Genomic DNA, 20796 nt, shown 5'->3' on the forward strand with positions numbered 1-20796 from the left:
GTACGCCGACTACCTGATTTCGTGGATGCGCGATTGGCGGGCCCGGCATTAGCTTTCTCCCTTGCTGATTCGGGGGATTCCACAATGAACCGTCATGTCGTTACCAAGGCTGGGCCGCTGGCGGCGGCTGCCATGCTTGCTTTGCTGCCATTGTTGCCGGCGCAGGCCGCTGAAGTGGTTGGCGGCACGTCGCCGACGGCGCCCTGCACCCAGGACACCGCCACCGGTGCCATCGCCTGTCAGGACGGCAGCCGGGTGGGCAGCGACGGCCCTGCAGGCCCGAACATGCTGGGCTGGAGCACCTCCGCTGGCGGGCTGGGCAATGCCACTGGCAACACCGCTTTCGGGCAAGGCAGTTCCACCGGCTTGGGCGGCCAGGGCTCAAATGGCACCGCCGGGGGGACCGGCGGAATCGGTGGCAATGGAGGGACCTACAACCTGGCGTTCGGCACCAACAGCAGTGCGGGTAACGGTGGCAGGGCCGGTCAGGGCAGCGCCGGTGGCACGGGTGGCAATGGTGGCGCCGGCGGCAATTACAACATCGCGTTGGGCAATGGCAGCCAGGCCGGCAATGGTGGCAACGGCAACGATATGTGCTGTGGTTTCCCGGCCCCCACGGGTGCTGCGGGCACGGACAACAACGTCGCCATTGGCAGGAACGCGGTAGCTGCCGGTGGTGGCTCGGTTGCGCTGGGCGCCGGCAGCAGCGATGAAGGTGCCGCCAACGTGGTCTCGGTGGGTTCGGCAAGCCTGAAAAGGCGCATAAGCAACGTGGCTGCTGGCATCAACGGCAGCGATGCGGTCAATCTCACCCAACTGGGTGCGTTGGCAGCTGCGCTTGGTGGTAACGCGAGCTACGTTGGCGGCACCTTCACCGCTCCAGGCTACATCGTCCAGAACATCAGTTATCAACAAGTAGGGGCCGCACTGGGAGCGTTGGACAGCGCGCTGTCCACGCAGAACAGCAGCTTGGCTGCGATCGCTGCCAGCGGTGATGCGGCGACCCTGGTCTCTGCAATGCAGTACACCGACCAGCAATTGGCCGGCGGCCAGGCCGTCGCCCTGCAAGCAGCACAAGCCCATGCCGATGCAGGTGATACGGCAACCCTGGCGGCAGCCTCGGGCTATACCGACACCCGCGTGGCTGCGGTGCGCGCGGAAGTGAATGCCGGCGACAGTGCAACCCTGGCATCGGCCAACCAGTACACCGATACGGCGACAGCGCAGTCGCTTGGCAGCGCGCGGGCGTATACCGATGCAGCCGTTGCTGCGTTCAGCGATGACTTCACCCGTTTCAACGATGGGGTGAATCGACGCCTGCATGATCAGGACAGGCGCATCGATCGGATGGGGGCGATGACATCGGCGATGACCAACATGGCAATGAATGCAGCCGGTGGGCAAAGCGCGCGTGGTCGGGTTGCGGTGGGTGCGGGTTTCCAGGGCGGCGAACAGGCGTTGTCGGTTGGCTATGGCGTGCGCTTGGGGGCGCGTGGTTCATTCTCGTTGGGCGGCGCCTTCGGTGGCGGGGAAAAATCCGCAGGCCTTGGTTTTGGCCTCGATCTTTGATGCCGGCGCAGGCGGATGGACGGCTGCGCCTCATCGCTTGTGCGTGACGCACGAGGCGGGGAACCCAGCGACCGGTCTGGCATGTCCCGGCAGGCCGTGACACGGCCTGCGACGAGAGTATGCTGCAGCCGATGGATCTTCCACGACGCCTGCATCCGCAACCTGATTGAAGGGACCGCCGGCAGCGAGGCGTGGCGTGTGACCGTGCGCGAACAACTGGCCATGCAGTCGCTATTGCAGCGTTGAGTAGACCGGTTCCAGCACAACTGGGGGCGGGGCCGGCCGCCGATCTAAACCTTTTCAATGCTTCCTGCATCCAAACCGGAAGTGGGAGTGCACAGCGCCCCGCTGCGACAAACTCCTGCCGCCCACAACCGGAACCAGACAATGCAATTTGCCGCACCACGCGTCCTGCTGTGCCTGCTAGCCGTGCTTCTCTTCCATCCTCCATCCGCACTCGCTGCAACGCGCGAAGCTGCAGATGAGGCGGCGCGCCGCTTCATCGCGGTGACGATGAAGGAGCGCGGTATTCCCGGCATGCAGGTGGCGGTGGTCAAGGACGGCCGCGTGGTGTTCTCCGAAGCGCATGGCCTGGCCAACGTGGAGAACAAGGTGGTGGCGACATCGAGCACCCTGTTTCCGATCAACTCGGCGACAAAGGCGTTTACCGGGGTGGCGATCATGCAACTGGTCGAGGCGGGGAAGGTGGATCTCGATGCTCCGGTATCCACCTACCTGCAGCAGCTGCCGGCCGCATGGCAAGGCATCCGCGTACGCCAGTTGCTTGCGCACACCTCCGGCCTGCCGGACATCGTCGATGCGGATGGACTTGTAGGCGGTGGCTCCGAAGCACAGGCCTGGCAAGTGGTGGAGCAGCAGCCGATGCAGGCGGTGCCCGGCGCGCAGTTCGTCTACAACCAGACCAACTATGGCTTGCTGGCCAGGATCATCATCCAGCGCAGTGGCAAAGCCTACGAGGACCACCTGGCCGCTGGTCAGTTCGAGCCGTTGGGAATGCGCCACATCACGTTCGGCGACAGCTACGATCTGGTGCCGAATGCGGCAACGATCTACAGCTATTTCCCACGTAGTAGCGATGCGGCCGATGCGCCGCGAAGATTGTCACACTGGTTCTACGACATGCCCCATGGACTATGGGCAGGTGGCGGCATCCAGATCAGCGCTGGGGAGCTGGCGCAATGGTTGGTTGCCTTGCTGCAGTATCGCCTGTTGCGCGCGGACAGCCTTGCACGCATGTGGACACCTGAGCGTTTGAACGACGGCAGTGTCGGTGCCTGGTCAGCAGGTTGGCCGGTGTCCGAAGCGCAGGGGCGGCGCCAGATCAGCAGCTTCGGAGGCGCACGCGCGGCGTTGCTGGTTTACCCGGATGAAGGCTTGGCGGTCGTGGTGTTGACCAACCTGGTCGGTGCCAACCCACAGCAGTTCACCGCACAGATCGCCGATTTTTACAGATAGCAGCGTAGTGCCGAGCCATGCTCGGCAGGGGCCTTCCAAGCAAAACCAACGTAGTGCCGAGCCATGCTCGGCAGGGGCCTTCCAAGCAAAACCAGCGTAGTGCCGAGCCATGCTCGGCAAGAGGCTTCACCGGTAATGCCTCAGCCGAAAATGGCTCGGCTCTGCAGGCTCCGACAGCCCTCAGTACAGATCCATCGGGTCGACATCCAGCGACCAGCGCACACGCCGCGCCTGCGGCAAGCCATAGGCCTGCAACATCAGTCCGTCCAGCGCTGCATGCAGCGGTCGCCGCTGATCGGCCGACAGCAGCAACTGCGTGCGTTGGAAACCGGCGCGTCGCGGCATTGGTGCCGGCATGGGTCCAAAGCGTTCGACATCGTTTTGCTTGGGAAGCAGGTGCTTGAGCGCGGTAAGGAATTCATTGGCCTGCTCCACCTGTTTGGCTTCGGCCCGCAGCAGGGCCATGTGCGCGAACGGCGGAAATCCGGCCGCTTCGCGTTGCAGCAATTCGGCATCGGCAAAGGCGTGGTAGCCGCCGTTGACCAAGGTGTGCAGCAAAGCATTGTCCGGGTGATGGGTCTGCAGCCAGACCTCGCCGGGGCGTTCGGCGCGACCAGCGCGTCCGGCAACCTGGATCAACTGTTGTGCCAGCTTTTCGCTGGCGCGGAAGTCGGCAGAAAAAAGGCCTTCATCAATGCCAACCACAACCACCAGGGTCAGCTTCGGCAGGTCGTGGCCCTTGGCCAGGATCTGTGTGCCAACCAGGATGCCGGGTTGGTCGCCCAGCGTTGCCAGCGTCTGTTCCAGTGCATCGCGGCGGCTGGTGGTGCTGCGGTCGATGCGCAGCACCGGGTAGTCCGGGAACAACTGCAGCAGCCGTTCTTCCAGGCGCTCGGTGCCAATACCCTGCGGTTGCAGCGCCAGGCTGGCGCAGTCGGGGCAGGCCAATGGTACCGGTTGGCGGGCGCCGCAGTGGTGGCACTGCAGGCGGCGACCGCCCCCATGCACGGTCATCGGTGTCTTGTGCAGCGGCGTGCTGCAGCGTTTGCATGGCGCGGTCCAGCCGCAGTCATGGCAGAGCAGCACCGGCGCATAACCGCGACGGTTCTTGAACACCAACACCTGGCTGCCGGCCTTCAGGTGCTGCTCGATGCCGACCAGCACTTCCGGTGACAGACCATCCTGCAGCGGCCGCTTGCGCACATCGAATACGCGCACGCCCGGCGGCTTGGCATCACCGGCGCGTTGTTGCAGGCGCAGGTGCGTATAACGACCGCTGCGTGCGTTGTGCAGGGATTCCAATGATGGCGTTGCACTGCCCAGCACCACCGGCACGTTCAAGGCCTTGCCACGCACCATGGCGAAATCGCGTGCGTGGTAACGGATGCCATCCTGCTGTTTGTAGCTGCCGTCGTGCTCCTCGTCGATGACGATCAGGCCGGCCTGCGGCAGTGGTGTGAAAATCGCCGAGCGGGTGCCGACGATCACCCGTGCTTCGCCGCGTGAGGCAGCTGCCCAGACGCGTGCACGTTCGTTGTCGTTCAAACCCGAATGCAATGCATGCACCGGAATGCCCAGGCGGCTGCGGAAACGCTGCAGGGTCTGCGGGGTCAGGCCGATCTCAGGCACCAGCACCAGCGCCTGCTTGCCTTGCTGCAGGCAGTGGCAGATCGCCTGCAGGTAGACCTCGGTCTTGCCACTGCCGGTGACGCCATCGAGCAGGAAGGGCTGGAAGCCATCGGCCGCCTGCAAGGCGTCGATGGCCAGCTGCTGTTGCGGGTTGGGTTGCGGGCCGGGTTGGATCCGGGCCTGCGGGATTACCGCCGCGACTTCGATGCGCTGCGCATGTTCGCGCTTGAGCAGCGCGCGCGCGGCGCTGCGCCAGTCTTCCAGCTGTGCGTCGAGCAGGTCTTCATTGACCGCACCGCCGAGCAGCAGCGTGGCCAACCGGTGCGGACGGGTGCCGCTGCGCAGGCGCCCGTAGCCGGCGTGACCAGCTTCGGTCAGCTGCCAGGCCCAGCCATGGGTGTCGGGCAGTGGTTCGCCGCGGCGCAATGGGGCCGGCAGTGCGGTGGCGATCACCTCGCCCACCGGCGCGTGGGTGTAGCGGGCCAGCCAGCGCATCGACGTGCTGAGCTCGCCCTGCAGCACGGGGGCCTCATCCAGCCATTGCAGGGCCGGCCTCAGCGCAGCCGGGTCATCGACCTGGCCAATGGCCTCGACCACCCCTATCAGTTCGCGCGGGCCGAACGGCACCCGCAACCGACGTCCCACATCGCTGGCCTGGGGCACAGCGCTGCCAACGGGCGGCAGGTAGTCGAACAGCTGCGGCAGGGGGACCGGCAGGGCGAGGCGCAGGGTGGGGCAGGCAGGCATGGGCCAAGTTTAGCGGTAGCGGCGGGTTTGGCTGCCGCCATTCACCTGCATCCAGACCCTGTGAAGTCCTGCATAAATGCGGCGTAAACGCTGGCTGCGCATGAAGATTTATTGTTATCCACATTTCCTGTGGATAACTCTGTGGGTGAGCAATGTGCTCCACGCGTGCACGGCGATGGATCAAGCCTTTGGGTCAACTTGGTCAAAAAATAGCCACATCAATTAGCTGTTTGAAATCAACAAGTTATCCGTGAAACAAAAAAGAAATACAGTCTCACGGCGGCTTGCATGCTGGCCTTGTCATGGCGTATTGACGCTGTGCACAAGTTGTTGCAGAGGCTTGCAAAATCGGTCCGGTAGTGCCTCGGGGCGTCGGCAGCCGGGTGTGCGCTGGGTATCATCACGGCATGACGGAGTTCACATGATGGCTGCACCAGCCCCTCTCTCGCCGGCCGCAGCCAATGCTCTGTCCGCCTTTTTACGCGGCGTGGAACGTCGTGCTCTGGTCGTTGCTGAATTGCAGGCCGGTGATGTCACCGTCGGTGAACGCGCGGTGGCAGTGGCCATGCGGGCCTTTGTCGGGCCTGCCTCGCAACTGTTGATGGTGGAATGGCCGGCCCGTTTCTGGGGCCTGCTGTGCAGCACCCCGCAATTGTTGAAGCCTGCCGGCCCAGGTAACTGGGCGCCGGAGGTGGCGCACCTGGCCACGCTGGCAGCGGGTGAGCGCCTGGCCTTGCTGCTGCGGATTGGTGCCGGTCTGGATGAAGCGGCGGCCTCGGCCGTGCTGGGTGTGGATGCGGAGGCTTACCGGCAAGCCTTGGCGGGAGCCTGCCCGCTGGATGCTGGTGGCCGTCCGGATGCCGCCAGTTGGCGCGCCTTGGCCGAGCAGGTGCAGGCACGGATCCGCGACCTGTCACCACCGCGCCTGCAGCAGCTGGAGCAGCTGCGCGAGTCGGTCATTACCGGTGCAATGCCGTCGCCGTCGGTACCTGCCGCTGCGGCTGCCAGCACTGCGCGCAAGGAGGACGGGCGCCGTCGCAAACCCGCAGGGCGACGCAAGCAGGCCCGTCCGTGGACGCTGCGCACCTGGCTGCTGCTTTGCCTGCCGCTGCTGTTGCTGGCGATGGTGGCATTGTGGTGGTGGCGTTCGCATACGGTGGTGGGCGCTGATCCGGGCAGTGGCGGTGGTCTTGTCGACAACGGCCCGGTGCAGGTGGAACCGCTGCCCGACGACAGCACCCCGGCGGGGCCGGGCGAGGATCCGCATGCCGCTGCCGATGCGGCGATGCTGGCCGATCCCGCCCTGGCGCTGGCCCGCGACGCGGATTTCTATGCCTGGTATGCCGCTGGTGGTCCGATGCCGGTGGATGAATCGCAGCCGCAGCCGAGCCGGCCGGAACCGGCCGGCGCAGCGTTGGAGACGAGCGATGCCGATGAATAAGTGGGGCTGGGCCGGTCTGCTCCTGGCCGTCGTATTGCCGCTGCATGCCGCCGCGCCGACCGCATTGCCGGGCCTGCCGGCGGGCACCAGTGCAGCCACGCCGCACAACAGCTGGGCAGCGATGAGCGTGGCGCAGAAGCGTGAGCTTCGTAGCCGCTACGCCGCCTGGCAGACGCTGCCGGCCGCCGAACAACAGCGCATCCGCCAGGCCGCGGCCGCGCTCGCTGCACAGCCGGATGCACAGCGGCAGGCGCTGCGTGCGCGCTACATGAGCATTGACCAGATGCATCGCGATGGCTGGTTGCTGGGACCGCAGCTGGGGGTGTTGTACCCACGCCTGCAGCCCTTGTTCGGTTACCTGCCCGCGGCCGAACGCGAGCCGGTGATCGCGCTGCTGCGAGAGCTTGATGCCTCACAGCTGGAGCAGTTGAGCCTGATCTCACAGCGCACCCCGCCGCAGCAGCGCAACGAACTGCGGACCCAACTGCTGGCATTGGCACCGGCGCAGCGCGATGCCTGGCTGCGCGAGAAGGTAGGCCGCTGACGCCCCCGCCGTGGCGCCTCGCATCCGCTGTTCATCCGCGGTGCGGGGCTGCAACACCGTTGCCACGCTAGAATGGGCGGCCCGCGACCCGGCATCTGTGCGCTTCCTGCGCCGGCCGCAGTCCGCGTCTGTTGCTCTTATGTCCATGTCTCCCGCTACGCCGCGCTTCCTGCAGGAAGTGCGGACGACCGGTCTGCTCGCCCTGCCGCTGGTGCTGGGCCACGTTTCCACCGGTCTGATCGCCTTTGTCGACAACACCATCGCCGGCCACCACGGCACCGATACCTTTGCTGCGGTCAGTATTGGTACGGCGCTGCTATGGCTGCCGATGCTGGTGCCGATCGGCACCTTGATCTCGCTCACCGCCTCGGTGTCGCAGCTGCACGGCGCTGGCCGTGACCGTGAGATCGGCCCCTTGTTCCGCCAGGCGCTGTGGTTGGGTGTAGGCCTGAGCGCGCTGATGTTCCTGTTCCTCAGCGTGGTGCCGGCCTTCCTGCCGGCATTCGGTATCGCCCCCGAGATCGTGCCGGGTGCCACCGACTTCCTGCATGCCATCCGCTGGGGCGTACCGGCGCTGACCCTGTACTTCTGCATGCGCTACCTCAGTGAAGGCATGCATTGGACCCTGCCGACCATGCTGATCGGCTTCGGTGGCCTGCTGGTGCTCGGGCCGCTGGGCTATGCGCTGTGCAACGGCAAGTTCGGCTTCCCCGAGCTGGGAGCCGCCGGCCTGGGTATCGCCTCCTCGGTGACCATGTGGGTGCAGGCGCTGGCCTTCGCCACCTACCTGTGGACCACCAAGCGCTTCGCCCACCTGCAGCTGTTCAGTCATTTCGAACTGCCGCGCCCGCGCGCGATCTGGGACCTGCTGCGTACCGGCCTGCCGATCGGCATCACCGTGCTGATGGAAGGCGGTCTGTTCATCATCACCGCGTTGTTGATTGGCCGTATCGGTGCCACCGAGGCCAGCGCCCACCAGATCGCGATCAACGTGGCACAGCTGTGCTTCATGATCCCGATGGGCGTGGCCGAGGCCACCACCGTGCGCGTCGGCCATGCGGTCGGCAGCAACGATCCGCTCGGCGTGCGCCGCGCCACCTGGGCCGGCTACGCCATCGTGCTGGTGACCCAGCTGGTGTCGATCACCGCCTTGTTGCTGGGCCATGACGCGGTGGTGGGGCTGTATACCGATGACCTTGCGGTGGCCGCTTTGGCCTCCACCTTGTTGTTGTATGCGGCCACCTTCCAGATCCCCGATGGCATCCAGGTGCTGTCAGCGGGTGCCCTGCGCGGACTCAAGGACACCCGCGTGCCGATGTTCATCGCCATGTTCGCCTACTGGGGCGTGGGCATGCCGCTGGGCGCCGGACTGGGCCTTGGCCTGGGCTGGGGCCCGCAGGGCATGTGGATCGGCCTGATCATGGGCTTGACCGTGGCGGCGGTGCTGTTGGGCTGGCGGCTGCGGGTCAGCAGCGGCCGGCTGATCCGTCAGGGCGCCCCCTGACTTAAAGGCCATGCCGGCTGCGTCCGGTTATGCGTATCCTGACTTGCAACCAGCCCCAATCGGAGCGTCCATGAATCCCCCTCCTGTGCCACGCCGCAATCCCGTTGCCAGCTTCTTCATCGGCATCTGGGACGTGATGAACTTCACCCGTCGGTTGATCCTCAACCTGCTGTTCTTCGGCTTGCTGTTCCTGATCCTGATCGGCTTGATGGTTGCCGTGGGCAAGGGTGCTTCGTCGACGACGGTGCTGCAGGAAGGCACCACCCTGGTGATCGCGCCGGAAGGCCGTCTGGTCGAGCAGTACAGCACCGACCCGCTCAGCCGCGCGCTGGGCAAGGCACTGGGTGAAACCAATGCCGAAGAGCTGCAGCTGCGCGATCTGATCCGCGCCATCGAAGCGGCCAAGGACGACAAGAAGATCAACCGCGTGGTGCTGCAGCTGGACAAGCTGCAGCCCAGTGGTTTCGCTTCGATGCGTGAAGTGACCGCCGCGTTGCAGGATCTGCGTGCGGCCAACAAGCAGGTCGTGGCCTTCAGCGAAAACATGGGCCAGTCGCAGTACCTGCTGGCCGCGCAGGCCGATGAGGTCTACCTCGACCCGATGGGCGGCCTGTTGCTGGAAGGCCTGGGCCGTTATCGCCAGTACTTCCGCAGTGGCCTGCAGGACAAGCTGGGCGTGGACGTGCACCTGTTCAAGGTGGGCGAGTTCAAGTCCGCGGCTGAGCCCTATGTGCTCGACGCCGCCTCGCCGCAGGCCAAGGAAGCCGACCTGTTCTGGATGAACGACGTGTGGCAGCGCTACCTGGGCGACATCGCCAAGGCACGCAAGCTCGACGCCGCGCAGCTGGCCGCCGGCATCGACACCCTGCCCGAAGGCATTGCCGCCGCCGAAGGTGACCTGGCCCGCTTCGCCCTGCAGCAGAAGCTGGTGGACGGTCTGAAGACCCGCGAGGAAGTGGACGCACTGCTCACCGAGCGCGGCGTGGCCGATGGCGATGCTGACGGTGGCTACCGCCAGATTGGCCTGGGCGACTACCTGACCCAACTCGACGCACGCCGCTCGCCGATGGACTCGCGTCCGCAGGTAGCCGTGGTGGTGGCCGAAGGTGAGATCTCCGGTGGTGACCTGCCGGCTGGCCGTATCGGCGGCGTCTCGACCTCGGCGCTGCTGCGCGAGGCACGCGACGACGACGACGTGAAGGCCGTGGTGCTGCGCGTGGACTCGCCGGGTGGCGAAGTGTTCGCCTCCGAGCAGATCCGCCGTGAAGTGGAAGCGCTCAAGGCCGCCGGCAAGCCGGTGGTGGTGTCGATGGGTGACATGGCTGCATCCGGTGGTTACTGGATCAGCATGAACGCCGACCGCATCTATGCCGACGAATCCACCATCACCGGCTCGATCGGCATCTTCGGCATGATCCCGAACTTCGCCCGCAGCCTGGACAAGATCGGCGTGCACACCGACGGTGTCGGCACCACCCGTTTTGCGGGTGCGTTCGACGTGACCCGGCCGATGGACCCGGCCGTTGGCCAGGTGATCCAGTCGGTGATCAACAAGGGCTATGCCGATTTCACCGGCAAGGTGGCAGCGGCACGCAACAAGCCGGTTGAAGCGGTGGATGAAGTCGCACGCGGCCGCGTGTGGAGCGGTGCGCAGGCCAAGGAGCGCGGCCTGGTGGATGCCTTCGGTGGTTTGAAGGCGGCCGTTGCCTTTGCGGCAGAGCGCGCCAAGCTTGGTGAAGGCGACAAGTTCCGCGTGCGCTACATCGAGAAGGCTGCGACCCCGTTCGCGCAGTTCATGACCGGCTTTGCCGGCAGCCGCGCAGGCGCCTGGATGTTGGCCGACTCGGGCATTGCGCGCATGCTGATTGCCAAGCAGATGCCGGAGCTGGACACCCAGCTGCGCTTCGTCGAGGACGCAGTGAAGGACCGCAATGGCGCACCGGTGAAGTCGCTGGCGTATTGCTTCTGCGGCTTGTAAGCGCGCCTGCGTGATGTGCAACAACAACGCCGCCGTTGGGCGGCGTTGTTGTTTCTGCTCTGTAGTGCCGAGCCATGCTCGGCGGAGGCTTTCCAAGCAGTGCGCTGTAGTGCCGAGCCATGCTCGGCAGAGGCTTTCCCGGGAAGCCCCAATGCCGAGCATGGCTCGGCACTACAGGGATCTTTGCGGTAAAGCCCCTGCCGAGCATGGCTCGGCACTACAGGTGACGCGCTCTACTTGGCGGTCTCGGTGCCGCCAATTGCCGCATCCAACTCGGCCTGCTGCGCCTTGCTGGCCTGCTCGGCCGCTGCTGCGGTGGCCTTGGCCTGATCCAGGTCCTTCTTCATCGCATCACGCAGAGCGGTGGCCTGCGGGTCAGGACGGCGCTCGGTATCCGGCGCTTGTGGCTTGCACGCTGCCAGGGCAAGCAGCAATGGCAGGATCAACAGGGAAAAGCGCTTCATTGGCATGCTCCGCTGGGCTCAGGCAGCTATCCTAGCCCCATCTTCCCGCAGCGTCCTTTCATGGGCGCCGCCCCCCGCATCGATGAGGAAACACAATGAACCCGCAGCGTTGGCGCCTGGATGGGCAAACCGCCTTGGTCACCGGTGCCAGTGCCGGCATCGGCCTGGCTATCGCAGGTGAACTGCTGGGTTTCGGTGCCGATGTGCTGATCGTCGGGCGCGACAGCGATGCGCTGGAAACCGCACGCGATGAACTGGCTGATGCGTTTCCCGAACGTGCCATCCACGCCCTGTCAGCCGACGTCAGCGATGACCAGGATCGGCAGGAGATCCTTGATTGGGTCGAAGACCACAGTGATGGCCTGAACATCCTGGTCAATAATGCCGGCGGCAACATCACCAAGCCGGCAATCGAATACTCCGAGGATGAGTGGCGCGGAATCTTCGAGACCAACCTGTTCTCGGCCTTCGAGCTGTGCCGCTATGCGCACCCGCTGCTGACCCGGCATGCCTCCTCGGCCATCGTCAATGTCGGCAGCGTCTCCGGCATCACCCACGTGCGCAGTGGCGTGGTCTACGGCATGACCAAGGCGGCGATGCAGCAGATGACCCGCAACCTGGCCTGCGAGTGGGCCGAGGATGGCATCCGCGTCAACGCGGTGGCGCCGTGGTACATCCGCACCCGGCGTACTTCCGGGCCGTTGTCCGATGCCGACTACTACGATGAAGTGATCGCGCGCACGCCGATGCGGCGCATCGGTGAACCGGAAGAGGTGGCCGCTGCGGTGGGCTTCCTGTGCCTGCCGGCATCGAGCTATGTCACCGGCGAATGCATCGCGGTGGACGGTGGTTTCCTGCGCTACGGCTTCTGAATGCTGCAGTCGCTGCCTTCAAACAGTGACTGCAGGCGTTGATGGTGCTTTTGCAGCTGCTCGGCCTGGCTGGCGGCTGCAAAGCGCCATGCCGACTCCGCCTCGTTGACCCATTGTTGCCAGGTGGCGCAGCGCTGCGCCGGGTCGATCGCCGTGCAGGTGTCGCGCATGACCTCGCAGGCCTCACCGGCACCGGTGTTCGGGTTGCCATCCAGACCGGTGACCTGCATCGCCACACAGCGTGAGGGTGGCTCACTGCTTTCGCTGAAATAGGTCTGGCCTTCGCGGGTGCGACATTGGAACAGGTCGGGCAGCGGTACCGGTGGCGGGGCCACCACCACTGGCTTCGCCGGTTCCGGCGGCGCGACAACGGGCGCTGCCATCAATTGCGGCAGCGCTGGAGGGAGCGGGACTGCAAGCGGTGGCGGTGGAGGCGGGGTTTCCACGGCCTGCATGACTTTTCGGCTCTGTGTTTGCATGCCCTTCGGGCACGGCATGTTCTGCACGGTGAGTGCCCCGCTGGCATCGGTGCAGCGGTAGAACACGATCTCGCCGGCCTGCGCCGAGGCACTGGCAAGCATCAACAATGCGACCAGGCAGCGCATCAGGTTCCCCCGCAATCCTGTTCAAGCCGCGCGTCGATGCCGCGTTGTTCGCGCATCAATTGCTGGCGCTCGCTCTGCAACGCGCTGTTGTAACGGCGGATCAGTTCCCAGCGCCGGTCGCGCAGCCGCGCGCAGACTTCCTGCGGTGGCAGCGCATGGCAGCTGTCGCGCACCAGCACCGAACCCATCGGAACCGCGACGCCGGCTTGCCACGGGATGCCGCCGCCAGCGGGTGGTCGCGGCGGGTGTGGACCGCCGTGGCCGGGACCGTGGTGGCTCGGGTAGGCGTAGCCCCAGGTCGGTACCCAGCGCGGATTGCCGTCGTTGTTGTCGCTGGTATAGCGCTCGCCTTCGCTGGTGACGCATTCGTACATCGGCTGCGGCGGCTGCACCGTGACTACCCGCACTTCGCGCTGGATCACTGCTGCGGTTGTAGGTGTCGGTGCTGTGGTGGCCTGCCGCGGTGGTGGATCTTTCGGTCGCGTCATATCCAGCACCTGCTGCTGGGCGGCCTTGGTGCAGGGCGCATCCTGCAGCGACACCGCGCCGTTGCTGCCGACACAGCGGTAGATGCGGACATTGTCTGCCGGGCTGGCGGGAGGCGGGTCAACCGCCATGGCCGCACCGGGCAACCAGATCAGGCAACCGAGCAGGGGCAGGCGAGCGCGCATGCCGGCAGTGTGCCATGACGGCAGCGATAGTGTGGTTGTGGGAGCGGCGTCAGCCGCCAAGCTGACAATGCGGGGTCTCGCTCCTGTAGCGCCGAGCGATGCTCGGCTGAGGCTTTGCCGGTGAAGCCCCTGCCGAGCATGGCTCGGCACTACGTTTTTGCTCCCTCCCTTTGGCGTAGCCAAGGGGAGGGTTGGGGAGGGGTAGGCTTTTCAGGTATTGCCGGTATTGCCGGTATTGCCGGTATTGCCGGTATTGCCGGTATTGCCCTGTAGCGCCGAGCCATGCTCGGCTGTGGCTTTGCCGGTGAAGCTCCTGCCGAGCATGGTTCGGCACTACGGGTGACGCGCTTGGCGCTCAGTCGCGCAGGACTTCGCCAGTGGCGGCCACGCGGATGCGGGTCGGTTGGGCAAGGCCGCCGGTGGCCCCGTCCAGCAGGCCATCCAGCAGGACCAGCAGGGCAGGGTCCAGCTGCTCACGGGAGCGCGCCGGGGGCTCGCCGGCGAGGTTGGCACTGGTTGATACCAGCGGGCCGCCCCAGGCCTTGCACAGGGCCTGTACCAGCGGATGCGCGCTGACCCGTACCGCGATGCCGGTGTGCTCGCCAGTAATCCAGTGTGGCGCACGTGGGCCGGCCGGGACGATCCATGTGTTGGCGCCGGGCCAGCTTTCCAGCACCACTTGCCGGCGATCGTCTGCCAAGGCATCCAGCTGCACCCAACCCTCCAACTGCGCCGGACTGGCGGCGATCAGGATCATGCCTTTCTCGACCGGGCGCTGTTTCAGCGCCAGCAGCTTCATCGCCGCGGTTTCGTTGGAAGGATCACAGCCCAGGCCCCAGACCGCTTCGGTCGGGTAGGCGATCACGCCGCCGGCTTGAAGGGCCGGGACGACGCTGTGCAGGTCGAGTTCGAGCATGGTCAGCACCGTTGGAGGGCCAGCGCGTTCGATGGCGCTGGTCCGCGAAAGGACGCAAAGCAAAGGCCGCCCGGTGGGCGGCCTGCTGCGGGTACTGCTGATTATCCGCTTGTTGGCGGGGGAGGGGAGATGAAAGCAGTAGCAGTGCTGGTTCCCACCCTCGGGAGCAAAGCCTACCCTCATCCGTCCTTCGGACACCTTCTCCCGGAGGGAGAAGGAAGTGCAGGTTCAGAACGGCGGTGCGTCGTCGGCGGCCGACTTCTTCACTGCCTTCTTGGCGACGGTCTTCTTGGTGGCCTTCTTCGCCGCGGTCTTTTTGGTCGCGGCTTTCTTGGTGGCCGTCTTCTTGGCCGTAGCCTTCTTCGCGGCGGCCTTCTTCGGTGCGGCTTCCTTCTTGACCGTGGTCTTCTTGGCGGCCTTCTTGCCGAAGCCCTTGCGCACCGGCTTGCCGGTTTCGGCCATCAGCTGCTCGACTTCGGCCAGGGTCAGCGAGGCGGGTTCGCGGTCCTTGGGAATCTTGCCGTTCATCTTGCCGTCGCTGATGTAGGGGCCGAAGCGACCGTTCAACACCTGGATGTCCGAACCCTCGAACTCCTTGATGATGCGGTTGCGGGCGATTTCTTCCTTCTCTTCGATCAGGAACACGGCGCGGGCCAGGTCGATCTTGTAGGGATCGTCTTCCTTGGTCAGCGAGGCATAGGTACTGCCGCGCTTGGCGAACGGGCCGAAGCGGCCGATGCCGACGGTGACTTCCTCGCCATTGGCGTCGGCGCCAAGCTTGCGCGGCATGTCGAACAGCTTGAGTGCTTCTTCCAGGCTGATCGAGTAGATGCTCTGGCCCGGCTGCAGCGAGGCGAACTTGGGCTTTTCCTCATCATCGACGGTGCCGATCTGCACCATCGGGCCGAAGCGGCCGATACGAGCGGTGACGTCCTTGCCGCTGACCGGGTCCGGGCCGAGCACGCGCGCGCTGCCGGCATCGGTGCGGTCCAGTGATTCGCTCTTGTCGGTGACCAGTTCCTTGAACGGGCCCCAGAAGCGTTCCATCAGCGGCACCCACTCTTCCTCGCCGCGCGACACCGCATCCAGCTCGTCCTCGAGCTTGGCGGTGAAGTCGTAGTCGACGTACTGGGTGAAGTGGCTGGACAGGAACTTGCTGACCGCGCGGCCGACGTCGGTTGGCTTGAAGCTGCGGCCTTCCATCTCGGTGTATTTGCGGAACAGCAGGGTCTGGATGATCGAGGCGTAGGTGGACGGACGGCCGATGCCGTATTCCTCAAGCGCCTTGACCAGTGCCGCTTCGGTGTAGCGCGGCGGCGGCTGGGTGAAATGCTGGTCGGCGACGATACGGTCCAGCGGCACGCGGTCGCCGGGCTTCATCAGCGGCAGCTTGCGGCCTTCGTCCTCGTCCTCGGCGCTCTTGCTGTCCTTGCCTTCCTCGTACACGGCAAGGAAGCCGGGCACCACCACGGTGGTGCCGCTGGCGCGGAACACGTGCTCGCTGCCGGCCGACAGGTCGACGCTGACGGTGTTCAAGGTAGCCGGGATCATCTGGCAGGCGACGGCGCGCTTCCAGATCAGCTCGTACAGCTTGCGCTCGTCATCGGTGAGGTACTTGCCCACCTGCGCTGGGGTACGCAACGCGGAGGTCGGGCGCACGGCTTCGTGGGCTTCCTGCGCGTTCTTGGATTTGGTGGTGTAGGTGTTGGGCTTGTCCGGCAGCGAGCTGATGCCGTAGTCGCGGGCAATCACGTCGCGGATCTCGGCCAGCGCGTCCTGCGACAGGCTCACCGAGTCGGTACGCATGTACGTGATCAGGCCAACGGTGCCTTCGTCGCCGATCGCCACGCCTTCGTACAGTTTCTGCGCCACCTGCATGGTCTTGCGGGTGGTGAAGCCGAGCTTGCGCGAGGCTTCCTGCTGCAGCGTGGAGGTGGTGAAGGGCGCGGCCGGGCGGCGCTTGCGCTCCTTGCTGGCCACATCGGTGACATGCAGCGCGCCCTGCGCCGCCTGCTGGATGCGCAGGCGCGCGGCCTCGGCGGTGTCGCCATCGGTAATGGTGAACTGCTCGAACTTCTGTCCGTCCAGCTTGATCAGGCGGGCATTGAAGTGCTGCGAAGGATGCGCACAGGCGGCCTCGATACTCCAGTACTCGCGCGAGATGAAGGCTTCGATCTCTTCCTCGCGCTCGACGATCATGCGCAGCGCCGGGCTCTGCACGCGGCCGGCGGACAGGCCACGCTGCACCTTGCGCCACAGCACCGGCGACAGGTTGAAGCCGACCAGGTAGTCCAGCGCGCGCCGTGCCTGCTGGGCATCGACCAGGTCCGAGGCGATCTCGCGCGGCTGGGCAATGGCTTCCTTGATCGCACGCGGGGTGATTTCGGTGAAGACCACGCGCTGCATCGGCTTGCCATCGGACAGGCCGCGCTGCTTCAGGATCTCGGCGATATGCCAGCTGATGGCTTCACCCTCGCGATCCGGGTCGGTCGCCAGCAGGATGTCATCGGCGCCCTTTGCGGCTTTGGCGATGGCTTCGACGTGCTTCTCGTTCTTCTCGATCAGGTCATAACGCATGGCGAACCCGTTCTCGGGGTCAACCGCGCCTTCCTTGGGGACCAGGTCGCGCACATGCCCATACGAGGCCAGGACCGTGTAGTCCTTGCCGAGGTATTTATTGATCGTCTTGGCCTTGGCCGGTGATTCGACGATGAGCAGGTGCTTGGGCATGTCAGTACATTCTTGGGGCGGAACGCCCGTGTGGGGGCGCTAGGGTGGCTTAAACCGGGACGATAGTGAAGCCGATGTTTGGGTTGTGCATAAGCCGACGCCCGGGTTGCGGCCCGGGCGTTCAGCTTGGTTCCTTATTAGAGGAATCATGCCGGAGGGGCTTGTGTCAAGCCGCCCCCGGCAATTTGTCAGTTGAAGCCAGCTGCGGCAATGCCAATGATCACCACAAGCCCGATCAGGCAAAGCATGCCCAGGCCAACCAGCGACAGGATCACGATGGTGACCGTGCCCAGGCCCTGTTGCTGCCACTCCGGATGTTCGGTGAAGGCGAACTTGTCCACCACCAGGGTGTCGCAGATGATGTCATGCAGGGCCTGCTTGCGCTCGGTGAAGGCGGCCATCACAAAGCCGATGCACAGGGTGATGCTGCTCAGGAGGTAGGCGAAGAAGCGGCCCACCGCGCGACCCAGGGTCAGGCGCTCACCGTTGCTGCGCACTACCTTGATGCCCACGGCCATCTTGCCCAGCGTGGCTTGGTACTTGGACGAATGCATCCATGCCGGATACATCAGGTTGCCGGCGAAGATCAGCAGGTAACCGACGCCCATGGTCACGATCATGCCAATGGAGCCGGCGGCGGAGTCCGAGCTGCCGGCCACACCGCCGACAATCGCGCCGAGGATGCTCAGCGGGATCAGCACGATGTAGGTGAACATCGTCATGATCACATAGTCGATGAAATAGGCGGCGACACGCTTCCAGAAGCCTGCTTGCACCACTAACCCGCCCTGTACCGCCGCCGGGTCCACATCCTGAGGACGGCTGGCGGGCGCGGCATAGGGGGAATGCGCATCGGTGTCGGTCGACACCGGGGCTTCGGCCGCAGTGACCGGGGCTACCAGCGCCTCGCCGCTTTCGATGGCGGCATAGTCGTTGCGCAGGTCGATGCCGGTGTTGGCCTGCGCCAACAGCTGCAGTTCGTCGGTCACCGTTGAGAGTGACTGCCACTGCGGCATGCCTTCGCGCCATACCAGGGTGTCCAGGTCGATCTCGCCCGCGCGGAATTTATCGCGGAGGGCGTCCGCTTCAATCGGACCATGCCGCTCGCGCTGGGCATCAGCGTAGTACCACTGACTCATCATTTTCCCCATGAAAGTTGTAGCCGTTGCCAATCAACCGCGACAGTTGCTTGGCAGGTATCGGTCTTCGACATCGGAGCTGCATTGCCACGTGCCGGTCTGCGTATCGTAGTCGAGCCAGATGCTTCTGCCGTCAAGCTGGGCCTGCTTGGGCGCGTGCAGGCGTGCTTCCAGCCCGCAATGCGCCTCTTCGAGACGGCCGATACGGACCTGGGCGATGTCGCCGTCGGCATAGCTTTCCGGGCTGCCGAAGCCTTCGTCGTCGTTGATCGGGCAGCGCTCGTTGGCGGCCACGAACGCGACCACCTGTTGTTTCAGGTCGAGCAGCTGGCCCTGCACCATGGTGGTCTTGGAGCGCAGCAGATACTCCTGGTAAGCCGGCACGGCAATGGCCGCGAGAATGCCGGCAACGGCCAGCAGGATGACCCCGACCACCGCCGCGATGATGCCGGCAATCGCGCAACCGGACATTCCCGGCCGCGGCGCCGCCGAGGTGGCGCTGTGGATTGCGTGCGGGCCCTGCGGCAATGCTGGCGGAACCGGCTGCGGGCTTGCCGGGGCCGTCCGTTCCAGTGTGAGCCCAAGCTCGCTGGCGAAATCGCGCAGCGGCTGCCAGTCGCCGGCGCCCTCGCGCCAGACCAGGGTGTCCTCGTCGATGCGACGGGAATGGAACAGCGCGACGATATCCTCGTCGCTGATCGGGCCGCGGCGTTCGCGGTTGCCCTCGGCGTAGAACCACTGGCTCACGTAGGTGTTGTCCTTATGCATCCCTGCACGCCGTTGCCGGGCTTAGTGCAGGGGTTCGGGTTCGTCGACGAACATCTGGGTTTCCATCCATGCATAGGCGGCTTCCGCGCCGGGCTGGTTGAACAGCACCATCAGCACCACCCACTTCAGGTCGTCCAGATCCAGTTCGTCCTGGTCCAGGGCCATGGCGCGATCCAGCACCAGTTCGCGCTGGTCGGCGTCAAGGATGCGCTGCTGTTCAAGAAACAGCAGGAAGCCGCGGCTTTCCACATCAAGCTTGTCCAGCTCCGGGCCATGGAATACGCGCACCGGCCCGTCAACGCGTGGCTGTGCCACCGCTGGGCGTTGTTCTGCCAAGGCATCGAGCCAGTCGAAGGCCTTGTTGATCTCGGCGGGACTGAAACCGGCCTGGATCAGGCCGTTCTGTAGCGAGTCGCGGTCTCGGATGAGATCAGCATCTTCGCTGAAATAGTGTTCAAACAGGTACAGCAGGACGTCCAGGATGCTCTCTTTCATTGCCCCTCGGCCTGCGCCATCGGCGCTGTGGAGGTGAAGAAACCTTCAGGTGCGGGTGTAACGGCCGTGCGCGGACGACACCCTCCCTTCCAATTCCATGAGCAGCAGCATGGAGGACAGGCTGGCGGCCGTCAATCCAGTGCGCTCGATCAGTAAATCCATACCGGTTGGGTCATAACCCAAGGCATCCCACAATCGCTGGTAGTCTGGGTCCGGTGGCGTGACGGCCGGGTGCTGGCCGGACGGTACAGGGGAGATGGGGGTCTGAAGCCGGGTTTGCAAGGCGCAGGCCAGTTCGCCGGCCAGATTGGCCACGCCTTCAAGAATGTCGTCGATGTGTGTCACCAAGGTTGCACCTTCGCGTATCAGCCGATGGCAGCCGCGCGCCATCGGGTTATGGATGGAACCGGGCACGGCAAAGATCTCGCGCCCGGCTTCGCTGGCCAGGCGGGCGGTGATCAGCGCGCCGGAGCGTTCAGCGGCCTCGATCACCACGGTGCCCAGTGCCAGTGCTGCCAACAGCCGGTTGCGCGCAGGGAACTGGCCGCTGCGCGGCGGTGTGCCGGGCGGGTATTCGCTGATGACGGCACCTGCGGCGGCGATCTGCGCCTGCAATTGGCGGTGATGGCGGGGGTAAGCCAGGTCAGGGCCGGTGCCGATCACCGCATAGGTACTGCCGTTGCAGGCAAGTGCTGCCCGGTGCGCGGCGGCGTCGATGCCGGCGGCCAGGCCGCTGGCAATGGTGAGGCCGTGCCCCGCCAGGGCGGAGGCGAAGTCGCGGGCGATGTCGCGACCGCCGGCGCTGGGCATGCGGCTGCCGACGATGGCGATCGCCGGTTGCCAGAGACTCGTGGGGTTGCCGGCCAGGAACAATGCCAGTGGCGGATTGGGGCTGTCGCGCAGCAGGGATGGGTAATCCGGGTCACCCCAGCCGATCAGGTGGTGTGCATCGTCGGCCAGCCACGCGTTGGCGCGCGCCCAGTCGTCGGCAGCAGGCTTTGCCAGGGCCTGGCACTGGGCCGGTGTGCAGCCCGCCGCCTGCCAGCCTTCCTTGCCGGCGGCCATCGCGGCGCTGCTGTTGCCGTGCTGGTCGAGCAGTCTGCGCAACGCGGACAGGGGGCCGCCGGCAAGGGCCAGGGCCAGCAGGTCGGGGCAACAGGGCAGGGTGGGGGGAGCAGCGATGATTGTTCGAGGCATGCCCCAGCCTGCCGCTGCAAACAACAACGGCGCCCTCGGGCGCCGTTGTCT

The 20796-nt window shown here is 65.4% G+C and carries 18 protein-coding genes; 8 read left to right on the forward strand and 10 right to left on the reverse strand.

Annotated elements, in window-relative coordinates; translation table 11 throughout:
* The first annotated feature begins 84 nt into the window (after positions 1–84).
* From ACVOLQ_RS09090 to ACVOLQ_RS09100, 3 genes are all read left to right on the forward strand, one after another.
* A complete protein-coding gene (locus ACVOLQ_RS09090; protein ID WP_481527754.1) occupies positions 85–1569 on the forward strand; it encodes a YadA-like family protein in 1485 nt (494 codons plus the stop codon).
* 81 nt (positions 1570–1650) lie between these two features.
* The gene (locus ACVOLQ_RS09095; RefSeq protein WP_481527755.1) at positions 1651–1815 is read left to right on the forward strand and encodes a hypothetical protein; all 165 of its coding nucleotides are present in this window, start codon (positions 1651–1653) and stop codon (positions 1813–1815) included.
* Positions 1816–1956: 141 nt separating this feature from the next.
* On the forward strand, positions 1957–3045 hold the full coding sequence (locus ACVOLQ_RS09100; protein WP_481527756.1) for a serine hydrolase domain-containing protein: 1089 nt from the start codon (positions 1957–1959) through the stop codon (positions 3043–3045).
* Between the two features lie 180 nt (positions 3046–3225).
* Here ACVOLQ_RS09100 and ACVOLQ_RS09105 read toward each other — a convergent pair whose 3' ends face one another.
* Positions 3226–5421, reverse strand: a complete 2196-nt coding sequence (locus ACVOLQ_RS09105) for a primosomal protein N' (RefSeq protein WP_481527757.1) — start codon at positions 5419–5421, stop codon at positions 3226–3228.
* A gap of 421 nt (positions 5422–5842) precedes the next feature.
* Between ACVOLQ_RS09105 and ACVOLQ_RS09110 the strand changes: the two genes are divergently transcribed.
* The 4 genes from ACVOLQ_RS09110 to sppA all read left to right on the forward strand — a co-directional run bounded on the left by ACVOLQ_RS09110 (position 5843) and on the right by sppA (position 10888).
* On the forward strand, positions 5843–6862 hold the full coding sequence (locus ACVOLQ_RS09110; RefSeq protein WP_481527758.1) for a hypothetical protein: 1020 nt from the start codon (positions 5843–5845) through the stop codon (positions 6860–6862).
* A complete protein-coding gene (locus ACVOLQ_RS09115; RefSeq protein ID WP_481527759.1) occupies positions 6849–7406 on the forward strand; it encodes a DUF3106 domain-containing protein in 558 nt (185 codons plus the stop codon). Before ACVOLQ_RS09110 ends, ACVOLQ_RS09115 begins: the two co-directional genes overlap by 14 nt.
* A gap of 139 nt (positions 7407–7545) precedes the next feature.
* Complete coding sequence (locus ACVOLQ_RS09120; protein WP_481527760.1) at positions 7546–8910, forward strand: MATE family efflux transporter; 1365 nt, start codon at positions 7546–7548, stop codon at positions 8908–8910.
* A gap of 70 nt (positions 8911–8980) precedes the next feature.
* Positions 8981–10888 (forward strand): signal peptide peptidase SppA, encoded by a 1908-nt coding sequence (sppA, locus tag ACVOLQ_RS09125; protein ID WP_481527761.1) that lies wholly within the window; start codon positions 8981–8983, stop codon positions 10886–10888.
* 233 nt (positions 10889–11121) lie between these two features.
* Here the strand turns inward: sppA and ACVOLQ_RS09130 are convergent, their stop codons facing one another.
* Positions 11122–11352: a hypothetical protein gene (locus tag ACVOLQ_RS09130; protein WP_313173646.1), complete on the reverse strand. Its 231-nt coding sequence runs from the start codon at positions 11350–11352 to the stop codon at positions 11122–11124.
* 95 nt (positions 11353–11447) lie between these two features.
* Between ACVOLQ_RS09130 and ACVOLQ_RS09135 the strand changes: the two genes are divergently transcribed.
* Entirely contained in the window at positions 11448–12224 is a 777-nt protein-coding gene (locus ACVOLQ_RS09135) for an SDR family oxidoreductase (protein WP_313173647.1), read from the forward strand.
* Here ACVOLQ_RS09135 and ACVOLQ_RS09140 read toward each other — a convergent pair.
* The 8 genes from ACVOLQ_RS09140 to dprA form a co-directional block, all read right to left on the reverse strand.
* Complete coding sequence (locus tag ACVOLQ_RS09140) at positions 12212–12829, reverse strand: DUF4124 domain-containing protein (protein ID WP_481527762.1); 618 nt, start codon at positions 12827–12829, stop codon at positions 12212–12214. The genes ACVOLQ_RS09135 and ACVOLQ_RS09140 overlap by 13 nt on opposite strands.
* Positions 12829–13500: a DUF4124 domain-containing protein gene (locus ACVOLQ_RS09145; protein WP_481527763.1), complete on the reverse strand. Its 672-nt coding sequence runs from the start codon at positions 13498–13500 to the stop codon at positions 12829–12831. The genes ACVOLQ_RS09140 and ACVOLQ_RS09145 overlap by 1 nt, the downstream gene beginning before the upstream one ends.
* A 355-nt stretch (positions 13501–13855) precedes the next feature.
* A complete protein-coding gene (gene tsaC, locus ACVOLQ_RS09150) occupies positions 13856–14416 on the reverse strand; it encodes an L-threonylcarbamoyladenylate synthase type 1 TsaC (protein WP_481527764.1) in 561 nt (186 codons plus the stop codon).
* A 228-nt stretch (positions 14417–14644) separates the two neighbouring features.
* The gene (locus ACVOLQ_RS09155) at positions 14645–17146 is read right to left on the reverse strand and encodes a DNA topoisomerase I (RefSeq protein WP_481527765.1); all 2502 of its coding nucleotides are present in this window, start codon (positions 17144–17146) and stop codon (positions 14645–14647) included.
* A 188-nt stretch (positions 17147–17334) separates the two neighbouring features.
* Positions 17335–18285 carry an RDD family protein gene (locus tag ACVOLQ_RS09160; protein ID WP_313173651.1) on the reverse strand — a complete coding sequence of 317 codons (951 nt, stop codon included), beginning with the start codon at positions 18283–18285 and terminating at the stop codon, positions 17335–17337.
* Between the two features lie 33 nt (positions 18286–18318).
* Positions 18319–19053, reverse strand: coding sequence for a GYF domain-containing protein (locus tag ACVOLQ_RS09165; RefSeq protein WP_481527766.1), 735 nt, complete (start codon positions 19051–19053; stop codon positions 18319–18321).
* Between the two features lie 21 nt (positions 19054–19074).
* Complete coding sequence (locus ACVOLQ_RS09170; protein WP_313173653.1) at positions 19075–19548, reverse strand: DUF494 family protein; 474 nt, start codon at positions 19546–19548, stop codon at positions 19075–19077.
* A gap of 45 nt (positions 19549–19593) precedes the next feature.
* Complete coding sequence (gene dprA, locus ACVOLQ_RS09175; protein WP_481527767.1) at positions 19594–20745, reverse strand: DNA-processing protein DprA; 1152 nt, start codon at positions 20743–20745, stop codon at positions 19594–19596.
* Positions 20746–20796 lie beyond the last annotated feature (51 nt).

Source organism: Stenotrophomonas sp. STEN031 (genome assembly GCF_056759975.1).